This window comes from Actimicrobium sp. CCI2.3 (assembly GCF_035019065.1).
GTDB lineage: Bacteria > Pseudomonadota > Gammaproteobacteria > Burkholderiales > Burkholderiaceae_D > Actimicrobium.
Genome location: NZ_JASJWR010000008.1, coordinates 14,186 through 35,472, shown reverse-complemented (window position 1 = coordinate 35,472; position 21,287 = coordinate 14,186). Strand labels below are relative to the sequence as shown.

Sequence of the window (21,287 nt, the reverse complement as noted above, 5' to 3'; positions counted from 1 at the left end):
CTCCGATCAGATGATTTCAAGTTCGGCACGCAACGCGCCCGATGCTTTCATGGCTTGCAAGATAGCCAGCAAGTCTTGTGGTGTGGCGCCAATCGCATTGAGTGCCTTGACGACCTCGGCCAACGACGCACTGGCGTTGAGCAGCAGTACTTTGCCTGGATCTTTCACGATGCTGATCTGCGAATTTTGTGCTGCTGCGGTCTGACCGGCTGCCAGCGCATTAGGCTGGCTAATTGACGTATCCGTATTAATGACTACCGACAGGTTGCCGTGCGCGACCGCACAGGCATCCAGCGTTACTGCCTGGTTCATCACGATGGACCCGGTACGTGAGTTAAGAATAATCTTGGCACTGCCTTGCGCTGGCGTGAGCGTCAGACTTTCGAGGGACCCCAGAAAAGCAACCCGTTCGTCGGTACCCATAGGCGCAGTGACCTTGATGACACGACCATCCTGCGCGGCGGCGGTGTTCGGGCCAAAACGTTTATTGACTGCGTCGACCACCAGACTGGCGGTCGAAAAATCAGATTCTTTCAATTCCAGAAAAATTGCATTTCCATCCTGGAGACTATTGGCTACCGAACGCTCCACCGTCGCGCCGGCAGATACCCGGCCCACGCTCAGATGATTGATCTGCGCTTTTGCCCCGGGTGCCGCAGCGCCGACACCGCCGACAATCAGGCTACCCTGCCCCATCGCATAGATCTGGCCATCGGCACCTTTGAGTGGCGTCAGGAGCAATGTGCCACCGCGCAAGCTCTTCGCATTTCCCATCGATGACACCGTGATGTCGAGAGTCTGGCCAGGCCGGGCGAATGCGGGCAGCGAGGTTGTGACCATCACGGCGGCGACATTTTTCAATTGCAGCGTGGTCGCCGCAGGCAGATTGACACCCATTCCCTGCAACATGCTGATCACGCTTTGCACCGTGAACGGCGTCTGCGTTGTCTGATCACCACTGCCGTCGAGGCCAACGACCAAACCGTAACCGAGCAGCTGATTCTGCCGCACGCCCTGAATGCTGGCGAGGTCTTTGAGACGTTCGGCATGCACTGCCGGTGCGCTGCACAGGCTGGCGGCACATATCAGTGCAAGAGAAAGTCTGGCCAGCATCGAGGTATTCATGGTGATCCTTTTAGAGCGGTATGACGCTCAGGAAAAAGCGCGTCAGTAACCCCATCATCTCGGCCGGATCGATGTGGGTATTGGTACGGTACTCAACACGGGCGTCGGCTACCTGGGTCGAGGCGATGTTATTGCCGCCGACAATGAAGTCAGGATTAACGACACCAGAGAAACGTATGAATTCGGTGCCACGATCGAGGCCAACTTGCTTCTCGCCGCTAACCACCAGATAGCCGTTCGCCAGCACGTCAACCACGGTCACGCCAATGGTTCCGTTGAAATTATTGTTGGAGGTGGCTGCACCCTTGTCGTCGTATTTATTACCGCCACTGGCAGTCAAGGCAAGATCTGCCGTGGTCGTGGCCGGAACACCGAATACTTTCGGCATCGCGAGATTGGCACTCCCGGTCTTGCTCGACGAAGCCGCTCCGGCTTTACCGGCAGTGGTTCGCTCATTGATCGTAATGGTCAGTGTGTCACCGACCATGCGCGCACGGCGATCTTCAAACAGAGGGCGATAAGCCGCCGTCTGGAAAATCGCCCCATTACGGCTGGCAAGTGGTGATGGCTGCGGTGCGACCGGTATGGCTGGTCGTGACACGATCGAGGTGGGTGTCACCGCGCAACCGCTAAACAGACTGACCGTACCCACCAGTAATAGGGCAGAAAACAAACGCATGATCAAAGACATGTTGGGCTCCAGTCAGACGGCGTTATCAGAGCTGCGACAACTTGGCCAGCATCTGGTCGGAAGTCGAAATCGCCTTGCTGTTGATTTCATAGGCACGCTGGGTCTGGATCATGTTGACCAGCTCTTCGACCACGCTCACGTTCGAGGTTTCGACATATCCCTGCGACAGGATGCCCGCGCCGTTGGTACCCGGCGTATTGGTGTTGGCCGTGCCGGACGCGCCGGTTTCAACGTACAAGTTTTCCCCTTTGCTTTCGAGCCCGGCCGGATTAATGAAGGTGGCCAGTTGTAGCGCGCCGATCTGGGTCGCTGCGGCAGTTCCTTGCAGGGTGATCGAGATGGTGCCGTCGCGCCCGACTGTCAGTGACTGCGCCGCTGCCGGAATCGTGATTGCCGGCTGGATGACGAAGCCGCTCGACGTCACCATCTGGCCCTGACTGTCGATCTGAAACGACCCGTCGCGCGTGTAGGCAGTGGTGCCATCAGGCAGTAGCACCTGAAAAAATCCCTGACCCTGGATGGCGACATCCTTGTCATTGCTGGTTTGCTGCAGGTTACCCTGCGCAAAAATCCGTTCGGTGGCGACTGGTCGCACGCCTGTTCCGAGCTGCAGGCCCGATGGCAACTGGGTCTGCTGCGACGACTGCGCACCGGGCTGACGCAGAGTCTGGTACAGCAAGTCTTCGAACACCGCGCGGGAACGCTTGAAGCCACTGGTGCTGACGTTGGCCAGGTTGTTTGAAATGACGTCCATCTGCGTCTGTTGCGCCTCCAGGCCCGTCTTGGAAATCCACAGTGAACGTATCATTTTCTTGCTCCAGGAAAGCGGTCATTACGGGAACCGATGCCAGTGCTGGCAGTCGGTCAGTACGGCCATTGTGCGTGAGGCAGGCCAGAACTGATGCGGGGAGATGGGACCATTTTCAGGGCCTGATCGCGCTTTGCCGCGCGGCCCCGTTCCGATTAAAACGCCAGGATCTGGGCGGCTTTGGACGAATTGGTTTCTGCATTTTTGAGCAGGCTCATGTGCATTTCGAACTGGCGCGACAGACTGATCATATTGACCATCGCATCGACCACGCTGACATTGCTGCTTTCCAGCGCACCACTGACCAGTGCCACATTGGGATCGGCTTCGACCCCGTCGGTACTCTTGACCCGAAACAGCGTGTCGTCGCCGCGAGTCATTGTCTCTTCGGGCGGATTGACCAGTTTGATGCGACCAATGATGACAGCCTGTCCCGGCTTGGAGCCGGACTCCACCGATGACACCGTGCCGTCTTTGGCGATCGTTACATTCACGTCAGGCGGGATCGTGATCGGACCACCGTCACCAACAATATTGAATCCGCCTTGCGTTTGCAGCAGACCGTTTTCATTGACCTTCAAGCTGCCATGACGGGTGTAAGCTTCCGAACCGTCCGGCATCTCCAGGGCCAGCCAACCCTTACCCTGGATGGCAACGTCGAGCGTGCGGCCGGTCTCCTGGAATGCCCCTTGCGAAAAATCGGTACCCGCAGTCGAGTCAACCACAAAGGCTCGCGTAGCCAGTCCCGGCCCTTGTACAGGTACTGCCCGGAACGTATCGAGCTGCGCCCGAAAGCCTGTCGTCGTCGCATTGGCGAGGTTGTTGGCGGTCGTACTTTGCTGCTCCATCACATGTTTGGCACCGGTCATCGCGGTGTAGATCATCCGGTCCATTCAAGACTCCCTGTCGCTGTCAGCGATTAATAATTAACGCAGATTGACCAGCGTCTGCAGCACCTGATCCTGGGTCTTGATGGTTTGCGCGTTGGCCTGATAAAAACGCTGGGCAGTAATCATGTTCACCAGTTCAGCAGTCAGATCGACGTTCGAATCCTCGACCGCCGACGATTGCAGAACACCAAGATTGCCGGAGCTCGGCGTGCCGACCAGCGGCCCACCGGAGGCTGCCGTTTCGGTCCAGACATTGTTGCCGAGATTTTGCAAGCCGTTCGGGTTGGTAAAGTTGGACAACACGACCTGTCCCAGCGTGGCTGACTTGCCGTTCGTGTAACGACCGGAGATGATGCCATCCGCGCCAGTGGAGAAGCCGGACAGCTTGCCCGACGTGTAGCCATCCTGGCTCTGCGTATTCAGACCGAAGGTCGAGCCGAATTGCGTTGTTCCGGTGAAATCAAAATTGAACGTCAGCAAACTGGCACCCGGCGTGGTCGCCGCCGTCACCGTGGAAACAAACGGCTGTACTGGCAGCGCGGTCAGCCCGCCGTCGGTATTAAATGACAGAGTACCGATTAGCGGGCTCGTCAGCGGGTTCCCGTCGACAGTGCCATAGACATCCCAAGTGCTGGCAACCGGGGGAGCTGCCTTCACGAAATAAGATTGCAGCACATGCGAATTGCCGAGGGAATCGAAGATCGAGACCGATGTCGAGCGATTGTAGGTGAGCGGATCATTCTGGTCGAAAGGCGTTTTTGACGGTGTTACCTCACGCGAATCCAGGTTTACCAGCAGCTTGACGTCTTTCGTCTTGTTCGGTGCGAGGTCAGCCGTGTTGATGACCAGGTCCGTGGGCGTTCCGGTCGCCAGGGTACCCGTCGAGGTAACGGCAAAGCCGGATAGATGCGCACCCTTCGAATTGACAATCCCGCCATTTTTGTCGAGCTGGAACTGGCCGTTGCGGCTGTAAGTGATCGCCCCACCACTGCTGAGCCGAAAAAATCCACCGCCGTTGATGGCGAGGTCGAGCGGATTATTCGACGCGGTCACGTTACCTTGGGTAAATTGCTGCGCCACCGTCGCTACGCTGGTGCCGATCCCGACTTGAGAAGCACCACCGCCTGTTAGTGAACTGGCGTACACGTCCGCAAACTGCGCTTGCGCGCTCTTGAAACCGACGGTGCTGGAATTGGCGACGTTATTGCCGGTCACTTCGAGACTTTTGGAGGCGGCATTCAGGCCGCTCAAACCTTGCTGAAAACCCATGATGTACTCCCTGGAAGAGGATTGAACGACTGATTAAAGAATTTGGCGCACGTCCGTCATGCCAATTGCACCAAGATTAGTGACATTGAGCTTGACGCCGGTAGCGCTGGTCGACACGCTCGACACTTGCCCGAACCCGAGTGCAGTGGCGCTTACCGAGGTTGATCCTGCACTTGCTGCGACACTGAAGGTGTAAGCGCCATCGGCCGCCTTGCTGCCATCGTCTTTGATGCCATCCCAGGTCAGGGCCAGCGTGCCGGCATCCTTGGCACCGAGGTCCATCGTATGCACTGCCACACCATTGACATCCTTGACCGTCACCATGACTTTTTCTGCCGGGGCCGCCAGGTCCACACCGAAGATGGACGTATTCGACGCCAGTGCAAGCTGATTACCCGGAGCCAGCACGCCATGACCGATCATGCCGGCAGCCTGCACGGCCTGACCGGATTGCTGGCTGGTGATCATTGACTCAAGTGTCGTGTTCATCTTGTCGATACCGCTGACCGTTGACAATTGGGCCAGTTGGCTCGTGACCTGTGCATTGTCGAGCGGATTGAGCGGGTCCTGGTTTTTCATCTGCGTGACCAGCAGTTTCATGAACCGGTCCTGCGTCGCACTGGCGCTGGCGGCAGCGGTAGTGGCCGGATTCATGGTGGCCAGCAAGGAGGTTGAAGCAACGTTATTGGTAATGGCAGTCATCGGAGTTGTCCTGGAAGGTTTTACTGACCAATGGTCAGGGTTTTCAGCAGCAGCGTCTTGGCTGAATTCATTGTTTCGACATTGGTTTGATAGGATCGTGATGCCGAGATCATGTTGACCATTTCCTCGACGACATTCACGTTGGGCATCGACACATATCCTTTTTCATCCGCCTGCGGATGTTTCGGGTCGTACACCAAACGCGGTGGTGCCGTATCTTCGAGTACTTTATCGACCTTCACGCCACTGGCTGCCGCGTCTCCACCAATCGGCACAGCCCTGAAAACAACCTGCTTGGCCTTGTAGACTTCGCCGTTTGTACTGGTGGTGCTGTCGGCATTGGCAATGTTCGACGCGACCACATTGAGTCGCTGGGACTGCGCACTCATGGCCGATCCCGCCACGTTAAAAATATTAAACAGTGACATGGCAGTTATCCTTGTATCGCGCTGAGCATGCTCTTGATCTGGCCACTGATCATCGTAATACCAGCCTCATAACGAATCGCATTATCGGCAAACTGGTTGCGCTCGACGTCCATGTCGACCGTATTGCCATCAACGGCACCTTGCTGAATATTTCTATAAAGCAAAGGTACACCGTTGACGCCGCTACTGCCACCGTTGACTGCTTTGGCGGACAAGTGGGTCGTCGAGGTCCGCGCCAGTGCTGCGGGCAGCACTGCGGCTGCTTCGTTTCCGGTGCCGGTTACTGTACCGCTGCGAGCCAGTGCCGATTTCATTGCACTATTGAAGTCAATATCGCGCGCCTTGTAGTTAGGCGTATCCGCATTGGCGATGTTCGATGCAATCAATTGCTGGCGCTGCCCGCGCAGGCTCAGGGCGGTTTCGTTGAAACGCAGGTAGTCGTCCAGTTTTCCGATCATGGCACTCTCCGTTTATGCAGGCCGATTCGACAGTGGTCTTACGCAACTCTGATAATACGGAGGTCACCACCATCCTGATCAGGCGATCAGATCAGGGAAATATGCTCTGTTTGGCGCTTGGCTCGCATTGCTGGCCGTTACCATCAAATCTGCTTTTCTTATACTGACTGCCATGAAAATACCGATTGTCGTTCTCGCCTGTCTGTTGTCGCTGCCTGCGATGGCCCAACTTAACGCGCCACGTCAGGACCCTGACGCCATTCGCGGCACGATAGCGCAATTCTTGCGTATCCAGTCTGCTGGCTCGCCGGGAGAGGTGACGATCACCGTCGGTCAACTCGATGCCAGGATGAACCTGCCCGCCTGCCCGGCCCCCGAGGCATTTCTGCCGGCAGGCAGTCGGGTCTGGGGCAAAACCAGCGTCGGCGTGCGGTGTCTCGCACCGTCACCGTGGACTGTGTATGTGACAGCTCAGGTAAAGGTGATTGCCGACTATGTCGCCAGTGCCGTACCGCTGGTAAAAGGACAAGTGGTCGGCCAGAACGACGTGATGCGCATGAAAGGCGACCTGACCACATTGCCATCGGGCGTTCTTACCGATACGGCGCAAGCGATCGGCCGTACCGTAGCGATGTCGGTCGGCATGGGGAATCCGATGCGGGTCGATTCGCTGCGCATTGAGCAAGTTGTACAACAGGGACAGGCTATCCGGCTGATATCGAGCGGGCCGGGTTTTTCGGTCGCCACGGAAGGACGCGCGCTCAACAATGCAGCGGAAGGTCAGATCGCGCAGGCTCGCACGGCAGCCGGACAAGTCGTCAGCGGAGTGGCAAGGGCGGGCGGGTACGTGGATGTGACGTATTAGCCCGTTTTATGTGTCCGCCAGCAAAATAAATCCTCAAGTATTTTTTGCTTATGCCGTAATGAGACCATGAACCGGGGTGTTTTGCCCTGACCCACCAAGGAAACATCGTGGAAATTAATGACTCTTTTAAGAAAACTGGCCCTGTCGGCGCGTCATCGACGACTGCCAAGGCCAGTGCGAGCAAAGGTGCCGAAAAAGCCGAACCAGCCAAAACTAATTCGCAATCAGACAACGTAAAAATTTCAGCACAAGCGCAGGCAATCGGCGGCAGCAGTACGTTCGATGTCAAGAAAGTTAATGAAATCAAGGCAGCGATCGCCAGCGGTACATTTCAGGTCAATCCTGAAAAAGTCGCCAACGGCCTGATCGATACCGTCAAGGATCTGCTGTCTTCACGTAAAGGTTAATCATGGTTACGCTCGCTTCCGGTCCCGCTTCCAGCCTCGCAGAGGAAAAGCAAGTCACACGCAACTTGCTGGAACTGCTGCAACAGGAGCAGGGAAAACTGATCGAAGCCAGCATCACCGGACTACCTGAACTGATTCAAGCAAAGGCACTGGCCGTCACACAACTGACGACGCTCACCAAGACGCGCCATGCGTTACTCGATGCTGCAGGCTTTGCCGCCAGCGAGCGCGGGATGCGCGATTGGATCGCAGTGCACCAGCCGGCGGATACCGAATGGCTGGCACTGGTGGCGTTGGGTGCCGAAGCCCGGGAAATGAATCGTATCAACGGCATGCTGATTGGCCGCCACATGATGCGCAATCAGACAGAGCTCAATATCTTGCAGGGTAAGACCCAGCGCAGTAATTTGTATGGTGCCGATGGTCAATCAACCGGCAGCGGTCGGGGCCGAGGCCTTGCAATAGGATAAAAAAAAGATGCGCGAGGCGCATCTTTTTTTTGATCAGTGCAAGTTGGTCAGGTAGTGACCAAGATTGATGATGTCTTCTTCAGTCAGTGACTTCGATACGGCCGACATGTTGCCAGCATCATTGGTACGGGTATGCGCCTTGAAGTCGGTCAGTTGCTTGACCACGTAATCGTAGTGCTGGCCACTCAATTTTGGAATTTCATTCTGCCCTTTCATGCCGCCCAGATGGCACATCGAGCACAGATTTTCTTCCGCCTTGATAAAGCCCAGTTTGACCCGCTCCGGATCCGCCTTGAAATCAATAAGCACGGGTTTTTGCTCGGCAAAATAAGCCGCCAGGTTTTGCATGTCTTCCTTCGACAGATTCGCAGCCATCGGTGACATCATCGGATTGGCGCGCGCCCCTTCCTTGTAATCTCTCAATTGCAAATACAGATAGCGTGCTGACTGACCTGCCAGCACCGGAAACATCGGCACCGTCGAATTCCCGTTGGCACCGTGGCATGCCACGCAAGTCTGTGCTTTTTCCTGACCAGCGGCGATATCGACTGCCTGCGCAGGCAATATCACTGCGGTTAAAAGTACCAACAATAACTGCTTTAATGTCATGGTAATTCCCGTTCAAAAGAAAAAGAGGCCGCATTATGCGGCCTCTTTCAGTTACCTCATTTGCTAAACAATCCGATTACAGACCGAACACGAACACGCTATTGCCACGCTTGAAATCCATTTGCGAATTCCCGCCAACGGCGACCGCGATATATTGCTTGCCATTGATTGCATAAGAAACCGGCGGTGCGTTGACGCCAGCACCACACTGGAAGCGCCACAACACTTTGCCCGACTTGGCATCGTAAGCGTTAAACCAGCCGTTGCCCTCACCAGCAAACACCAGATTGCCTGCGGTCGCCAGTGCGCCACCGATCATTGGCTGCGGTGTCTTGGTTTGCCATGCGATCTTGCCGGTGTCGATGTTGACAGCAGTCACATTGCCCCATTGCTCTTCACCCACCGCATTTTTGAACGCACCACCCAGCCACAATTTGCCGTTCGGGTACTTTGATTCTTCGACGTGGTACGTCATTGGCTGGTGCAGATTCAGTGCATACGACATGCGATTACTCGCGCTGTAAGCCATCGGCGACCATTCGACACCACCATTGGCACCAGGCAACATACGTGCACCGGTAGCCGTTGGCAAGACCCACATGTTTTCTTGTGGAACCATGGCTTCCGAGAAACGGATCAGCTCGCCAGTGCTACGGTCATGAACATACACATGGCCGGTTTTTCCACCGTGGATAACACCAGGAATCATCTTGCCGTTCTTGTCCTTGACGTCCACCAGGATCGGCGGGCTGACGGCATCAAGATCCCATACATCATGGGCAATGTATTGATAATGCCATTTGTATTTACCTGTATCGAGGTCAATCGCAACCATCGAATCCGTGTACAGGTTGTCGCCCGGACGCTCAGCACCGTACAAATCAGGTGACGGATTGCCGACCACGAAGAAAGCTGTCTTGGTAGCACGATCGATCGATGGGGCCATCCAGACGCCACCGCCCAGGGTATTGTAAAAGTCGGATTTTTTGGCGAACGCGGCTTTTTCTGCCGGGATATCACGATGCATGTCGCGACCGGTAGCATCGGTCGTTGCCCAGACGCCTTCATGGCCTTTTTCTGGAATCGTATTAAATGTCCAGACCAGCTTGCCGGTCTCGGCGTCGAACGCCTTGACGAAGCCACGGATACCGTATTCGCCACCGTTGGTGCCGATCAGCACCTTGCCGTCAACGGCGACAGGAGCCATTGTTTCGCTGTAACCTTTCTCAGGATCAGCGATTTCGGTTTCCCACAACATTTTTCCGGTCTTGGCATCGAGCGCCACCATCTTGGCATCCAGCGTACCCATGAAGACTTTGCCATCGGCAACCGCCACACCCTTGTTGTTCGGGCCACAGCAGAACGTCGTTACCGGACCCATCTTGTGCTTGAAATGCCAGTACTCGACGCCGGTGACGGCATCGATTGCATAGACATGGTTGTACGAAGTGGTCAGAAACATGACGCCATTGACAACAACCGGCGCGGTTTCCATCGACTCGACAACGGCTGTCTGGAATACAAATTTCGGCTTCAGCGTGGCAACGTTCTTGCTATTGATTTGTGCCGACGGATAAAACCGGGTCTGACCGTAGTCGCCGTTGGTTTGCAACCAGTTGCTGGTGTCTTTGGCTGCACCGTCAAGCATGGCCTGGGTAACCGGACCAAGTGTTTTTGACATCGCAGGTGCCTTGATGCCCGCACCGCCCTGAATTTCTTGCGCATTACCGGCACTGCTCGCTGTCAGTGCGACTGCTGCCATTGCCAGATGGCCCATCAATTGATAGCCTTTGATTCCCATTGTCGCTCTCCATGTATGGCCGCCTGTGGCAGCCAATTGATGTTATTTATTTTTATTCAACCCATCCCAGGAATCAGCGGACGGGCTTGCTTTTACTAAGTTCCCCACTTCGCAGTAAAGTTATCGAATAATATCCTGTTGCAATAAATTTGCAATAACGCCATTAAAAAATTTGTAGTGTCCGAACTGCAGCGTCTTGCATGTATCTTGATACGCAAGAAGAACTTTCTCCCTGAATCCGTTCATGCGAGACAGCTCCATATCGGCACAACAGAACCAGAATCCATTGCATAAAATCACCCGAGATCAATCATGGCCAGTCGACGCAGCGTTTTTTTACCTTTCATTTTTGTAGCACTATGCGGCGGCGCTCAGGCTGCCGATAACCGGGCCGAACTCAATCTGCAAACACTGACTGCCGCACGTACCGGCAACCTCAAGCTTTTCCAGCAACTGATCGACCAGGGTGCCTCGCCCGATACGCGCAATCGGGTCGGCGAATCGGTCCTGATGATGGCCATCAAGAACGACCGCATCGACATCGTCAAACGTGCCATTGAACTCGGTGCCAATATCAATCTCGCCAACACAGCGAAAGTGACGCCCCTGATGGCTGCCGCCTTTCACGGCAGAACGGAAGCTGCGCGTCTGTTGCTCGACAAAGGTGCCGACATCAACGCGCTTGACCAACTCGACAAGACTGCCATGGTCTACGCGGCAGGCAATGGCCAGACTGCCATCGTTGAAATGCTGCTGACCAAAGGCATCCTGGCGGATGCGACCTATCCGAATCAGCTAACCGCATTGATGTGGGCGGGTGCCTATGGCCATCTGGCCACAGTACAAATGTTGATGGCCCATGGTGCCGATGCGCGGATGCTCGACAACCGTGGCAAATCCGCATTGATCATGGCGCAAGAAAATGACCATCCTGACGTCGTAAAATTCTTGCAAGAAAATCACTAACAGCAGCGACACGTCCGGCAGCCGAGCGGTGCCGGGAGCGGAAAATTACCGGAAAATATCAAGGGTTTGCCAAATAAAACTAAACTACCGCACGGTTGTGTGAGCTAGCGCACATTCGGACATTGACGAACTGGGCAGACTGTAGTTGTTTTAACAACTGAAGGATAACTTTCCCATGACTTCCACAGCTTCCAACGGCACCGATTTTCAGGATCCCTCCTACAATCCGGACAATTTGCTCAACACGCTGATCCAGAAACTCGCCATCAAGAACGACGCCGCGCTCTCGCGCGCTCTTGAGGTCGCCCCTCCAGTCATCAGCAAGATCCGACATCGTCGCCTGCCGGTCGGCGCATCGCTGCTGATACGGATGCACGAAGTCGCCGATTTATCGATCGCGGAACTTCGCGCACTGATGGGAGATCGTCGTAGCAAGTACCGCGTCAGCGGCGTGCGGATTCCGTCGGTACGAAGCTAGGACAAAAACGATAGCAGTGCGCGCTGGCCAGCCGGTCAGTGCACCGCTGTCAGTGCATCGCTGTTACTGCGCCACTGCCACTGCAAAAACCAACGCAGCCTTTCACGATGCCCGCGTCAGATCGCAAACACCAGGCAAGTCGTTGTCGCGAACGCATACAACCGGCCCTGCACATCGGTAATGCGCCCTTCGGCAATCGCCGTCTGGCCACCCACATGGATCGTCTTGCCCTCGGCGCGTACCGGTCCGATCGTGTCGGTGATGGCGCGGATGTAATTAATTTTGAGCTCGAGCGTTGTGTAGCCCTTGCCCGCCGGTAGCATCGAATGCACCGCACATCCCACACAAGAATCCAGCAACGTTGCCGCATAGCCGCCGTGCACACTCCCCAGCGGATTGTAATGTTGCCTGCCTGGCGACCCCTGGAAAACCATCCGACCAGGCTCCCAGCAGATCGGTACAAAACCCATCAACGCCCCGATCGGAACCGATGGCAATACGCCGTCGCCGATCGCCTGCAAAAATTCCAGACCGCTTAGTTCGCGCAATTGCGCCATGCTCGATACCCCGGGATCGGCGAGGCGAACCCGCGCAGCTTGTTCGTCAGCAAGCCAGGATTGCAGAAGATGATCGTTGCTCATGAAGTGCTTTCCTTGAACGTTGAGTGGATAGATGGTTGCCGTGCCATATTGCACTAGCTGTTTATGTGCATATGCACTATATTCCATTACCTTTAAAAATCCTCATAAAACCTCACCGACACCATCCCCCTGATGACTGCACTTTTAGCTCCAGGCTGCACCTGTTTTGCGCTACGGCGCCTGACCCGCACGGTAACGCGACTCTACGACCTGCACATGGCCGGTGTCGGCCTGAAGACCACGCAATTTTCGTTACTCAAACGGGTCGCTGCCGGCGCGATGCCGATGGCACAACTGGCGATGCAACTCTCGACGGACCGCACGACGCTGACACGTAATCTGAAACCGTTGCTCGACGCCGGCTGGGTGACACTGACACCGGGCCGCGATGCGCGTCAACGGATCGTGACACTGACGGACGAAGGCAAAGCCAAAGTCATCGGTGCCAAACAGGCCTGGCGCGCTGCGCAGCGCGAACTCGAACTCACCCTTGGCCCGGAACTGGTGAAGACACTGCATGACGACACTGCCAGCGCCATGCAATTACTGACTCCCCTACTAGAAGAAAAGTCCCATGTCCACAACGACTGAACTCTCCCCGCGCGCGTCGTGGATCCTGATCCTGTCGGCCAGCGCCATCTTGATGATCACCATGGGTGCACGCCTTACCACCGGCCTTTTTATGTCACCCATCAACACCTCGACGGGACTGGGCATCGTATCCATCAGCTTTGCGCTCGCCATTGGCCAGTTCGCCTGGGGTGCTGCACAACCGATTTTTGGCGTCGTCGCTGACAAGTATGGCTCGTCCAAGGTGATCATCGTCGGTGCCTTGATGCTCGCCACGGGACTGGCCATCACGCCATTCATGTCGAGTCAGTGGGGCCTGATGCTGAGCATGGGATTACTCAGTGCAGCAGGCGCTGGCGCGGGCAGTTTCTCGATCCTGATCGGGGCCACCGCGCAATCGATACCGCCACAACGACGCGCTTTTGCGGCCGGCTTCATCAATGCCGGTGGCTCGCTGGGCCAATTCGTGTTTGCACCGCTGATGCAGGCGATCATTAGCTCGGCCGGCTGGGTGATGGCGATGTTCACGATGGCGGCCACCACACTGCTGACCATTCCACTGGCCAGACCATTCCGGAAAAAAAAGGCCGTCGCTGTGGCTGCACCGGCAAGCGCAGTGATCAATGAAATCGGACTAGGCCGGCAAGTGCGACTGGCGCTGCGTGATCGCAGTTACCTGTGCCTGCATGCCGGTTTTTTTACGTGCGGGTTCCATATCGCGTTTCTGGTCACGCATTTGCCGGGCGAAGTCGCACTGTGCAATCTGTCGGCCGGCGTGTCGGCGACGGCGCTGGCACTGATAGGTTTGTTCAACATTGTCGGCAGCCTGTCGGCCGGTGCGCTGGGTTCGCGCTTTCGCATGAAATATCTGCTTGTAGCCATGTACGCCAGCCGCGCAGTCATCATCGCGCTGTATTTGCTGGCACCCAAGAATGCCTGGACCTTCTATATTTTTGCCGCAGCACTCGGCTTGACATGGCTGGCAACCGTGCCGCCAACAGCTGGTCTGGTGGGCAAATTATTTGGTATCAGGTACCTCGCGACCCTGTTCGGACTGACGCTGCTATCGCATCAGATCGGCGGGTTTTTTGGTGCCTGGCTGGGTGGCCTGGCCATGGAAAACTTTGGTAATTACAACTGGATGTGGTACGCCGATATGGTGCTGGCACTCGCTGCGGCGCTGGTCAACTTGCCGATCCGGGAGGCACCGGTATCCGCCCCTGTTCCGGCATAAGTTGGAATTATTTGCTGTTGGCAACTGATGTTTTGCCTATCGGTTGCCATCAGCGGTCAGCAATTCCCTTTCTTTGCCTGTCCGGGCGGACAGTGGTCGCCGCCGTGTCGGTCATCGCGATCATCGTAGCGATCTTTCTTGTGCTTCTTGTGTTTTTTCCCATCCTGCTTCCAGCCACCGCGATCGAGTCGCCAGCCATCGTTTTCCTGGCGCCATTGCGGTTGGTCGTAACGATAGTCGACCCGGTTACGTTCCCAGTGACCACCCGACCAGACGTGCTGGTTGCCATTCCAGTTCCAGTAACCGGGAGCCCACAGATAGCCGTTGCGGGGTGACGGAACGGCTTCATAACGCACTGGTGGCGGCGCATCGCCAAGGATGATATTGACGCTAACCTGAGCCATCGCCGAGGTCGGCAGGAAGGCGGCGGAACCGAAAGCGAGCATCGCGGCAGCAACGCACAATATTTTTTTCATTCCATACTCCCGATAAATTTAGCTGCTTTGACTATACGCAGAAATACACAGAAATCCGTGTTTAACTAATCTGCTTACACCTCAGTTATCGCTGATGCGCCTGCGCCAAACGCTTTTCAACGCGCCGCTGCAAGGCTTCAAACAGCATGCTCAGACACCAGTACAGCAAGGCCGCTGTCACATACAACGGCAGCGGCCGGAACGTTGTCGCAATCACTTCCTTGGTCGCCAGCATCAGCTCCGTGACAGTGATCACCGACACCAGCGACGTATCCTTGATCAGACTGATCAGCGTGTTGCCCATCGACGGCACGGCAATGCGCAACGCTTGCGGGCCAACAATGAAGCGCAGCGTCTGCGTCCAGGTAAAACCGAGGCTGTAACTGGCCGACCACTGCCCGGCGCTGACACGCTGTACCGCCCCGCGCAAGCTCTCCGATAGAAACGCCCCGGCGTTCAGGCTCAATGCCAGGATACCGGCACTGACTGGCGAAAATTCGATGCCGATACTGGGCAAGCCGTAATAAATCAGAAAAACCTGCACCAGCAGCGGCGTGCCGCGAATCATGCTGACATACAACGCAGCGGGCCATTGCAAGACGCGCCATGGCAGCAAGCGCGCCATCGCCAGCAGCGTCCCCAGCAGCAAGCCACCCACCATCGACGCCACCGCAAACAGGACCGTGTAGAGCACACCCTTGAGCATGATCGGTGCAGCGAGGGTCAATAGTTCGATCAGATTCATTGTGTTTCCAGTCTCAAAAAAAATCCCCACAGCACTGTGCGGGGACCATCACAACCTCATCCACTTTCGATTACTTCGCAGCAGGTGCCTTGCTCACATCAATACCAAACCACTGCATCGAGACCTTGGCAAAACTGCCGTCAGCAATGATGGCCGCCAGCGCCGCATTGAGTGCCGTCTTGAATTGCGGATTGCCCTTGACGAAAGGAATCCCCATCTGCGCGACTTCGCCAATCGGTGCGCCAGCCTTGATCGGCAACGGCGATGCCTTCAGCAAATACGACACCATCAGACTGTCGTTGAGCGCCGCATCGACACGACCGGCAGCGAGGTCCTGCAAATACTCGGGCGCGCCCGGATAGCTCTTGACGTCGATACCGACTACCGCCTTGGCGCGCTCTTCGTAATTGGTGCCCTGCCCGACGCCGAGCTTCTTGCCCTTGAGGTCAGCGAGGCTGGTGAACTGCCGTTGCTCGTTCTTGCGCACAATCAGTTGCGCGCTTGAGCGAGTGTAAGGTTCGGAAAAATCAAAGCTCGCCTCGCGCTGCGGCGTGATGCCCACCTGATTGAGGATGATGTCGACTTTGCCGGCGGAGAGCCCGGCGAGAATGCCACTCCATTCGATGCTCGTGAACTCGGGCTTGAGACCCATTTTATTGGCCAGCAATCGGGCCACGTCGATTTCAAAACCGCTCAGCACACGGGTTTTGGTATCCCTGAAATTAAATGGCGGATAGGTGCCCTCCACCCCCACTTTCAGGGTGCCACGCGCTTGCACGGTGGCCAGCAGGTCGGCCGCATTGGCCTGGAGTGACAGACCGGAGAACAGCAATGCTGTCATCAGGCCAGCCAGTTTTTTTGCAGATGTTGCACGCATGAATGTCCTTGTGTTCGGTGGCGAACAGATTCGCAAGGGCAAGAGTGTAAAGATAGTCGACAGCATTACCAAGTACTTAAACGGCATGTGCTTATGATGATAGGTAGGCATTAAACACATCCTGAACCAGGATTATTCGAAAAAATATACCGGTCCTAACGAAATAATACCAACTAGTACCATTCCTTACGCAAATAAACTGTTATGTTCCCGCAAGAAACATATCGCCATAGTCGATCGGCTTGGCTGCCATTTTTTTGAGCAGACAAGCAAGTAAATCCCGCGCCATGCAACACCCTTTTGAACCGTAAAGAACGACACCCATGCCAAGCCGGACCGACAGCCTCTCTCCGACACACCTGACATCGATTGCCTTGTCCGCACTGCTGCTCGCAGCCTCCTCCGCCCGCGCCGACGATGCCGCATCCACCGCGACGCCAGCCTTTCTGGTCAGCGGCTTCGGTACCATCGGCATGGCCCGTTCCAGCGAGCACCAGGCCGATTACACCGACAGTCCATCGATTAAACCCAACGGTACCGGTGTCACCCGCAACTGGAGTCCCGACCTCGATACCCGGCTCGGTCTGCAAATTGCCGCGACCATTACACCGAGCTTGTCGGCGGTCTTGCAGGTGATCTCGCAGCAGCAGTACGACAACAGTTACCGGCCTACTATCGAATGGGCCAACATCAAGTACGCCATCACGCCCGACTTCGCGGTGCGCATCGGCCGTATTGCGTTACCGACCTTCCTCGCTGGCGACTATCGTCATGTCGGCTATGCCATGCCTTGGGTGAGGCCACCGATCGAACTGTACAGCCGCATGGTTCCGATGACGGCCAACGATGGCATCGATGCGAGTTACCGAACCACCCTCGGCGAGGCCACCAACACGCTGCAACTGAGCTACGGCGACGACGTACTGCGTAGCCCAGGCCTGACGTCACCGAGTCGGGTGCAAAACATCGCCGGTCTGTTCAATACCTTCAGCAGCGGACCAGCCACCTTGCGCGTGTCATACCAGCGCGGCAGGCTCACGGTCCCCGACAGCAATGCCTTCTTCGACCTGTACCGGCAATTCGGCCCGGCCGGCACCGCCATTGCAGAGACCTATAATCTGGACCACCAGCCAATTTCATTCCTGTCGCTGGGTGCCAGTTACGACCCGGGCGACTGGTTCCTGATGAGCGAATGGGGTAACGGAAAATTCTCGTCAGTCATCGGTAACCAGACCGCCTGGTATGCCAGCGGCGGTTACCGCCTGGGATCATGGACCCCGTATCTGACGTATTCGACCTCGAAAAAACACAGTCCGGCAAGCGACCCGGGACTCGACGCAACGCGTTTACCCGCGTATGCGGCAGGCAGCGTGGGTGCGCTCAACGGCGTCCTCAACGGCTTGCTCAAACCAACGACCAGCTCCACCATTTCGCTGGGAACCCGATGGGATGTGCGCAGCGACGTGGCGCTCAAGCTGCAGCTTGACCACAGCCGGCCAACGAACGGTTCGTCGGCCGGACTGATCCGTATCGCCACTGGCTATCAACCGGGTAACAGCTTCAATGTGCTGAGCCTCACTGTCGATTTCGTATTCTGATGAAGACCTGCACCCGCAATGCCTTCAGTCTGACCATGATCACCACCGGCCTTGCGCTCAGCCTGTCCTGTGGTGCCGTCGTGGCCGATGTCGTGGCCGTCGTCTCGGCCAACAGTCCGTTGACCGAACTGAGCAGAAACCAGATCGCCAACCTGTTCCTTGGCAATACCAGCATGCAGGTCGATGGTGGGCCGGTGATGCCGATCGACATGGCCGTCGGCACCTCGCTGCGTGACGAGTTCTACACCAGCTATGCCGGAAAGTCTCCCGCGCAGATCAGGTCGCACTGGTCGAAGTTGATTTTTACCGGTCGCGGCCAGCCGCCGAAAGAAGCGGCCAGTAGCCGCGACCTGAAAAAACTGATCGCCGAGAATCCGCGTGCAATCGGTTACCTCGATCCCGGCATGATCGATACCAGCGTTCGGGCACTGCGATCACCATGAGCGCAATCTGGCGACGCGCCGTACCCGTCCTGTTTGTCGCGGCCAGGCGCAGTCGGATCTCGCAACTGCGCGCGTGGCTTTATACGGTGCCCGAATCGACGATGCTGTTCCCGGCGTTTTCGCTGTGCTTCCTGACCTTGCTCTGGATGGCGACGCTGCATTTCATTGGCATCGAACGCAGCAATGCCGAACAGTCCATTTCGGTTTTCAGCCGCGAACTGGTCACCACTTATGAAGCACAAGTATTACGTGCATTGCGTGAAATCGACCAGACGCTAAACCTGATCAAGTACGCCTACGAACTCAACGGGCAGCCGACAGTGCTGCAGGAACTCAAAGCCAAGGCAATGCTGCCGTCGGACCTGTTATTCGTGATCCGCATCGCCGACCAGGATGGCAAGGTGGTGGCTGACACGCGCTCTGCGTCGGCCTCGAACATCAGTGACGATCCGCAATTCAGTGCGACCCGCGTCACCGGCCAGCTACAGATTAGCCGTCCCCGGCATGACCCTGTCAGCGGCGAAGCGAGCCTGCAATTCAGTCGCCGGCTCGTCAATGGCAATGGCAACTTCGTCGGCATCGTCACGCTGTCGGTGGCCATCGATCACTTCGTCAGCGGCTACGAAGAAAGCAAGCTCGGCCAGCAGGGCGTGCTCGGCATCGTCGGTGATGACGGCCGGTTCCGGGTCCGGCGCAGCGGCGAGTTGCTCTCGGATGGCGAGGCCGTCGATCAGGCCTTCCTGTCGCCGGGTGCAGCGGAATTCGACAGTGCTGTTCTCGCTTCGTTAGGCAGTGATGGCATTGCGCGCCACCTCATCGCGCGCAAGCTGGTGGATTTTCCGCTGATTGTGATCGCCGGATTGGCGGACGACGAACAACTGGAGAACTTCTTCCGTATCCGCAATGACTACCTGCGCGGAGCCGCCGCCGCCTCTGCCCTGCTGCTGCTGTTCACGTTACTGTTGTGGAGCATGAGCTGGCAATTGCGTACCAGTCGCCGTCACGACATCGCCGAACGCAAGCGCACAGAACAGTCGTTGCGCGTCGCCGCCACCGCTTTCGATTCGCAAGAAGCGATGCTCATCACCGATGCCGACAAGATGATCCTGCAAGTCAACCAGGCCTTCGTCAACAACACCGGCCATCAAACCATCGATCTGGTGGGACATAATCTCGACCGCCTGGCCTCGGACCACCACAATACCGATTTCTATCTGGCGATGTGGCGCAGCGTGGACCGTAGCGGTATCTGGCAAGGCGAAATCTGGCAAACCCATGCCAACGGCAACGCGTTCCAGAAATGGCTGACCATCTCGGCGGTCAGGGACGACGAGGGTGTGCTGATCAATTATGTCGGCTCGCAGTACGACATCACCGAGCGCAAACTGGCCGAAGACAAAATTAACCAGCTGGCGTTTTACGATCAGCTGACCGGCTTGCCAAACAGGACCCAGTTGCACGACCGCTTGCGTCAGATCATGGCGTCCGGTCTCAAAAATGGCAGCCATGCCGCCTTGCTGTTGATCGACCTGGATTACTTCAAGACGATCAACGACACGCTCGGTCACGACATGGGTGACGCACTGCTGATGCAGGTTGCCCAGCGACTGGTCAGCTGTATCGGTACCGGCGATAGCGTGTGCCGTCTTGGTGGGGATGAATTCGTCGTCCTGCTGGCAGGACTGGGGAACAGCAAGCCCGATGCCATGGTGCGGGTCGAAAGTATCACCCGGCAGATCCTGTCTGCACTCGATCGTCGGTACCTGCTCAACGGCGTGGCCCATCGCAGCACTGCCAGCATCGGCGTCACGCTGTTGAGCGGCCATCTGTTCTCGACCGATGTCCTGATGAAGCAAGCCGACCTGGCGATGTACAAGGCCAAGGCGGAAGGCCGTAACGGCGCGTGCTTTTTTGATCCGGCGATGGAGGCGGCCGTGATGGCCCGTGCCGCACTGGAGCACGACTTGCGCGAGGCAATCGATCAGCAACAATTCATCCTGCACTACCAGGCGCAGATCGCCGACGGTGATCAGCTCAGCGGGGCCGAAGTGCTGGTGCGCTGGTTACATCCGCAACGCGGCATGGTCTCGCCCCTCGAATTTATTACGCTGGCCGAAGACACCGGCCTGATCCTGCCGATCGGCACCTGGGTCATGGAAACCGCCTGCCGCCAGTTGACCAACTGGGCCGATGACCCCGTCATGGCGGCACTGACCATTGCGGTCAATGTCAGTGCCCGGCAATTCCAGCAAAGCGATTTTGTCGAGCAGGTCATCGCCGTGCTGGCACGTACCGGAGCGCGGCCACAGCGTCTGAAACTGGAGCTGACCGAAAGCCTGTTGGCGGCCAACCTCCAGCAGATCGTCGAAAAAATGCGCGCCCTCAAGGAAATCGGCATCAACTTTTCACTCGACGATTTTGGCACCGGCTTTTCATCGCTGTCCTACCTGAAGCTGCTGCCCCTGGACCAGCTCAAGATCGATCAGTCCTTCGTGCGCGATGTCCTGACCGACCCCAACGATGCTGCCATCGCGACAACCATCATCGCGCTGGCCAAGACGCTGGGGCTGGACGTGATTGCCGAAGGCGTCGAAACCGACGAACAGCGCGTTTTTCTCGCCGGTGCCGGCTGCCATGCGTACCAGGGTTATCTGTTCAGCCGGCCGCTTCCGGTGGCTGATTTCGATGCATTTGCCCGCACGCCCCGAACGATAGCGTGAACAGGCCAGCTTTTAA

Annotated in this window: 24 protein-coding genes; 10 read left to right on the top strand and 14 right to left on the bottom strand. The window is 56.7% G+C overall.

Annotated elements, in window-relative coordinates; all coding sequences use genetic code 11:
* Nucleotides 1–6 precede the first annotated feature (6 nt).
* The 8 genes from QN370_RS06425 to flgB all read right to left on the bottom strand — a co-directional run bounded on the left by QN370_RS06425 (nucleotide 7) and on the right by flgB (nucleotide 6,371).
* Entirely contained in the window at nucleotides 7–1,125 is a 1,119-nt protein-coding gene (locus tag QN370_RS06425) for a flagellar basal body P-ring protein FlgI (RefSeq protein WP_322127716.1), read from the bottom strand.
* 10 nt (nucleotides 1,126–1,135) lie between these two features.
* Nucleotides 1,136–1,816, bottom strand: coding sequence for a flagellar basal body L-ring protein FlgH (locus QN370_RS06420; protein ID WP_322127717.1), 681 nt, complete (start codon nucleotides 1,814–1,816; stop codon nucleotides 1,136–1,138).
* 25 nt (nucleotides 1,817–1,841) lie between these two features.
* Complete coding sequence (gene flgG / locus QN370_RS06415) at nucleotides 1,842–2,624, bottom strand: flagellar basal-body rod protein FlgG (protein ID WP_322127718.1); 783 nt, start codon at nucleotides 2,622–2,624, stop codon at nucleotides 1,842–1,844.
* Between the two features lie 155 nt (nucleotides 2,625–2,779).
* Nucleotides 2,780–3,517, bottom strand: a complete 738-nt coding sequence (gene flgF / locus QN370_RS06410) for a flagellar basal-body rod protein FlgF (RefSeq protein WP_322127719.1) — start codon at nucleotides 3,515–3,517, stop codon at nucleotides 2,780–2,782.
* A 33-nt stretch (nucleotides 3,518–3,550) separates the two neighbouring features.
* Nucleotides 3,551–4,783 (bottom strand): flagellar hook protein FlgE, encoded by a 1,233-nt coding sequence (gene flgE / locus QN370_RS06405; protein WP_322127720.1) that lies wholly within the window; start codon nucleotides 4,781–4,783, stop codon nucleotides 3,551–3,553.
* Nucleotides 4,784–4,816: 33 nt separating this feature from the next.
* Complete coding sequence (locus QN370_RS06400; RefSeq protein WP_322127721.1) at nucleotides 4,817–5,485, bottom strand: flagellar hook assembly protein FlgD; 669 nt, start codon at nucleotides 5,483–5,485, stop codon at nucleotides 4,817–4,819.
* A 20-nt stretch (nucleotides 5,486–5,505) separates the two neighbouring features.
* A complete protein-coding gene (gene flgC, locus QN370_RS06395; RefSeq protein WP_322127722.1) occupies nucleotides 5,506–5,913 on the bottom strand; it encodes a flagellar basal body rod protein FlgC in 408 nt (135 codons plus the stop codon).
* Nucleotides 5,914–5,918: 5 nt separating this feature from the next.
* The gene (gene flgB / locus QN370_RS06390; RefSeq protein WP_322127723.1) at nucleotides 5,919–6,371 is read right to left on the bottom strand and encodes a flagellar basal body rod protein FlgB; all 453 of its coding nucleotides are present in this window, start codon (nucleotides 6,369–6,371) and stop codon (nucleotides 5,919–5,921) included.
* 172 nt (nucleotides 6,372–6,543) lie between these two features.
* Here flgB and flgA point away from each other — a divergent pair, with 172 nt between their 5' ends.
* The 3 genes from flgA (at nucleotide 6,544) to QN370_RS06375 (ending at nucleotide 8,113) form a co-directional block, all read left to right on the top strand.
* The gene (gene flgA, locus QN370_RS06385; protein WP_322127724.1) at nucleotides 6,544–7,236 is read left to right on the top strand and encodes a flagellar basal body P-ring formation chaperone FlgA; all 693 of its coding nucleotides are present in this window, start codon (nucleotides 6,544–6,546) and stop codon (nucleotides 7,234–7,236) included.
* Between the two features lie 107 nt (nucleotides 7,237–7,343).
* Entirely contained in the window at nucleotides 7,344–7,643 is a 300-nt protein-coding gene (flgM, locus tag QN370_RS06380; RefSeq protein ID WP_322127725.1) for a flagellar biosynthesis anti-sigma factor FlgM, read from the top strand.
* Nucleotides 7,644–7,645: 2 nt separating this feature from the next.
* On the top strand, nucleotides 7,646–8,113 hold the full coding sequence (locus QN370_RS06375; protein WP_322127726.1) for a flagellar protein FlgN: 468 nt from the start codon (nucleotides 7,646–7,648) through the stop codon (nucleotides 8,111–8,113).
* Nucleotides 8,114–8,146: 33 nt separating this feature from the next.
* Here the strand turns inward: QN370_RS06375 and QN370_RS06370 are convergent, their stop codons facing one another.
* Both QN370_RS06370 and QN370_RS06365 read right to left on the bottom strand, forming a co-directional pair.
* Nucleotides 8,147–8,722 carry a c-type cytochrome gene (locus tag QN370_RS06370; RefSeq protein ID WP_322127727.1) on the bottom strand — a complete coding sequence of 192 codons (576 nt, stop codon included), beginning with the start codon at nucleotides 8,720–8,722 and terminating at the stop codon, nucleotides 8,147–8,149.
* A gap of 76 nt (nucleotides 8,723–8,798) precedes the next feature.
* Nucleotides 8,799–10,523: a pyrroloquinoline quinone-dependent dehydrogenase gene (locus QN370_RS06365; protein WP_322127728.1), complete on the bottom strand. Its 1,725-nt coding sequence runs from the start codon at nucleotides 10,521–10,523 to the stop codon at nucleotides 8,799–8,801.
* Between the two features lie 312 nt (nucleotides 10,524–10,835).
* Between QN370_RS06365 and QN370_RS06360 the strand changes: the two genes are divergently transcribed.
* Complete coding sequence (locus QN370_RS06360; RefSeq protein ID WP_322127729.1) at nucleotides 10,836–11,489, top strand: ankyrin repeat domain-containing protein; 654 nt, start codon at nucleotides 10,836–10,838, stop codon at nucleotides 11,487–11,489.
* A gap of 175 nt (nucleotides 11,490–11,664) precedes the next feature.
* The gene (locus tag QN370_RS06355; RefSeq protein ID WP_322127730.1) at nucleotides 11,665–11,967 is read left to right on the top strand and encodes a hypothetical protein; all 303 of its coding nucleotides are present in this window, start codon (nucleotides 11,665–11,667) and stop codon (nucleotides 11,965–11,967) included.
* 116 nt (nucleotides 11,968–12,083) lie between these two features.
* Here the strand turns inward: QN370_RS06355 and QN370_RS06350 are convergent, their stop codons facing one another.
* Nucleotides 12,084–12,608, bottom strand: coding sequence for a PaaI family thioesterase (locus QN370_RS06350; RefSeq protein WP_322127731.1), 525 nt, complete (start codon nucleotides 12,606–12,608; stop codon nucleotides 12,084–12,086).
* A 132-nt stretch (nucleotides 12,609–12,740) separates the two neighbouring features.
* On the opposite strand from QN370_RS06350, the gene QN370_RS06345 reads away from it, so the two are divergent.
* Both QN370_RS06345 and QN370_RS06340 read left to right on the top strand, forming a co-directional pair.
* On the top strand, nucleotides 12,741–13,199 hold the full coding sequence (locus QN370_RS06345; RefSeq protein ID WP_322127732.1) for a MarR family winged helix-turn-helix transcriptional regulator: 459 nt from the start codon (nucleotides 12,741–12,743) through the stop codon (nucleotides 13,197–13,199).
* Nucleotides 13,183–14,412 (top strand): MFS transporter, encoded by a 1,230-nt coding sequence (locus tag QN370_RS06340; protein ID WP_322127733.1) that lies wholly within the window; start codon nucleotides 13,183–13,185, stop codon nucleotides 14,410–14,412. The genes QN370_RS06345 and QN370_RS06340 overlap by 17 nt, the downstream gene beginning before the upstream one ends.
* Nucleotides 14,413–14,468: 56 nt before the next feature.
* Here QN370_RS06340 and QN370_RS06335 read toward each other — a convergent pair whose 3' ends face one another.
* The 3 genes from QN370_RS06335 to QN370_RS06325 all read right to left on the bottom strand — a co-directional run bounded on the left by QN370_RS06335 (nucleotide 14,469) and on the right by QN370_RS06325 (nucleotide 16,510).
* Nucleotides 14,469–14,888, bottom strand: coding sequence for a YXWGXW repeat-containing protein (locus tag QN370_RS06335; RefSeq protein WP_322127734.1), 420 nt, complete (start codon nucleotides 14,886–14,888; stop codon nucleotides 14,469–14,471).
* Between the two features lie 85 nt (nucleotides 14,889–14,973).
* On the bottom strand, nucleotides 14,974–15,633 hold the full coding sequence (locus tag QN370_RS06330) for an amino acid ABC transporter permease (protein WP_322127735.1): 660 nt from the start codon (nucleotides 15,631–15,633) through the stop codon (nucleotides 14,974–14,976).
* A gap of 70 nt (nucleotides 15,634–15,703) precedes the next feature.
* Nucleotides 15,704–16,510, bottom strand: a complete 807-nt coding sequence (locus tag QN370_RS06325) for a transporter substrate-binding domain-containing protein (protein WP_322127736.1) — start codon at nucleotides 16,508–16,510, stop codon at nucleotides 15,704–15,706.
* A gap of 323 nt (nucleotides 16,511–16,833) precedes the next feature.
* Here QN370_RS06325 and QN370_RS06320 point away from each other — a divergent pair, with 323 nt between their 5' ends.
* Genes QN370_RS06320 through QN370_RS06310 form a run of 3 tightly spaced genes read left to right on the top strand, consistent with a single transcriptional unit; the run spans nucleotide 16,834 to nucleotide 21,271 of the window.
* Nucleotides 16,834–18,108, top strand: coding sequence for a porin (locus QN370_RS06320; RefSeq protein WP_322127737.1), 1,275 nt, complete (start codon nucleotides 16,834–16,836; stop codon nucleotides 18,106–18,108).
* Nucleotides 18,108–18,551 carry a phosphate ABC transporter substrate-binding protein gene (locus tag QN370_RS06315; RefSeq protein ID WP_322127738.1) on the top strand — a complete coding sequence of 148 codons (444 nt, stop codon included), beginning with the start codon at nucleotides 18,108–18,110 and terminating at the stop codon, nucleotides 18,549–18,551. Before QN370_RS06320 ends, QN370_RS06315 begins: the two co-directional genes overlap by 1 nt.
* Nucleotides 18,548–21,271 (top strand): EAL domain-containing protein, encoded by a 2,724-nt coding sequence (locus tag QN370_RS06310; RefSeq protein ID WP_322127739.1) that lies wholly within the window; start codon nucleotides 18,548–18,550, stop codon nucleotides 21,269–21,271. Before QN370_RS06315 ends, QN370_RS06310 begins: the two co-directional genes overlap by 4 nt.
* Nucleotides 21,272–21,287 lie beyond the last annotated feature (16 nt).

Bases quoted from the DNA above. Each gene is read 5' to 3' on its own strand.
- QN370_RS06340 (WP_322127733.1), top strand. From the start codon at position 13,183: ATGTCCACAACGACTGAACTCTCCCCGCGCGCGTCGTGGATCCTGATC.
- QN370_RS06375 (WP_322127726.1), top strand. From the start codon at position 7,646: ATGGTTACGCTCGCTTCCGGTCCCGCTTCCAGCCTCGCAGAGGAAAAG.
- QN370_RS06320 (WP_322127737.1), top strand. From the start codon at position 16,834: ATGCCAAGCCGGACCGACAGCCTCTCTCCGACACACCTGACATCGATT.
- QN370_RS06335 (WP_322127734.1), bottom strand. From the start codon at position 14,888: ATGAAAAAAATATTGTGCGTTGCTGCCGCGATGCTCGCTTTCGGTTCC.
- QN370_RS06360 (WP_322127729.1), top strand. From the start codon at position 10,836: ATGGCCAGTCGACGCAGCGTTTTTTTACCTTTCATTTTTGTAGCACTA.
- flgF (WP_322127719.1), bottom strand. From the start codon at position 3,517: ATGGACCGGATGATCTACACCGCGATGACCGGTGCCAAACATGTGATG.
- QN370_RS06425 (WP_322127716.1), bottom strand. From the start codon at position 1,125: ATGAATACCTCGATGCTGGCCAGACTTTCTCTTGCACTGATATGTGCC.
- QN370_RS06370 (WP_322127727.1), bottom strand. From the start codon at position 8,722: ATGACATTAAAGCAGTTATTGTTGGTACTTTTAACCGCAGTGATATTG.
- flgE (WP_322127720.1), bottom strand. From the start codon at position 4,783: ATGGGTTTTCAGCAAGGTTTGAGCGGCCTGAATGCCGCCTCCAAAAGT.
- QN370_RS06355 (WP_322127730.1), top strand. From the start codon at position 11,665: ATGACTTCCACAGCTTCCAACGGCACCGATTTTCAGGATCCCTCCTAC.
- QN370_RS06310 (WP_322127739.1), top strand. From the start codon at position 18,548: ATGAGCGCAATCTGGCGACGCGCCGTACCCGTCCTGTTTGTCGCGGCC.
- flgC (WP_322127722.1), bottom strand. From the start codon at position 5,913: ATGTCACTGTTTAATATTTTTAACGTGGCGGGATCGGCCATGAGTGCG.
- QN370_RS06365 (WP_322127728.1), bottom strand. From the start codon at position 10,523: ATGGGAATCAAAGGCTATCAATTGATGGGCCATCTGGCAATGGCAGCA.
- QN370_RS06420 (WP_322127717.1), bottom strand. From the start codon at position 1,816: ATGTCTTTGATCATGCGTTTGTTTTCTGCCCTATTACTGGTGGGTACG.
- QN370_RS06330 (WP_322127735.1), bottom strand. From the start codon at position 15,633: ATGAATCTGATCGAACTATTGACCCTCGCTGCACCGATCATGCTCAAG.
- QN370_RS06315 (WP_322127738.1), top strand. From the start codon at position 18,108: ATGAAGACCTGCACCCGCAATGCCTTCAGTCTGACCATGATCACCACC.
- flgG (WP_322127718.1), bottom strand. From the start codon at position 2,624: ATGATACGTTCACTGTGGATTTCCAAGACGGGCCTGGAGGCGCAACAG.
- QN370_RS06350 (WP_322127731.1), bottom strand. From the start codon at position 12,608: ATGAGCAACGATCATCTTCTGCAATCCTGGCTTGCTGACGAACAAGCT.
- QN370_RS06325 (WP_322127736.1), bottom strand. From the start codon at position 16,510: ATGCGTGCAACATCTGCAAAAAAACTGGCTGGCCTGATGACAGCATTG.
- QN370_RS06400 (WP_322127721.1), bottom strand. From the start codon at position 5,485: ATGACTGCCATTACCAATAACGTTGCTTCAACCTCCTTGCTGGCCACC.
- flgA (WP_322127724.1), top strand. From the start codon at position 6,544: ATGAAAATACCGATTGTCGTTCTCGCCTGTCTGTTGTCGCTGCCTGCG.
- flgB (WP_322127723.1), bottom strand. From the start codon at position 6,371: ATGATCGGAAAACTGGACGACTACCTGCGTTTCAACGAAACCGCCCTG.
- QN370_RS06345 (WP_322127732.1), top strand. From the start codon at position 12,741: ATGACTGCACTTTTAGCTCCAGGCTGCACCTGTTTTGCGCTACGGCGC.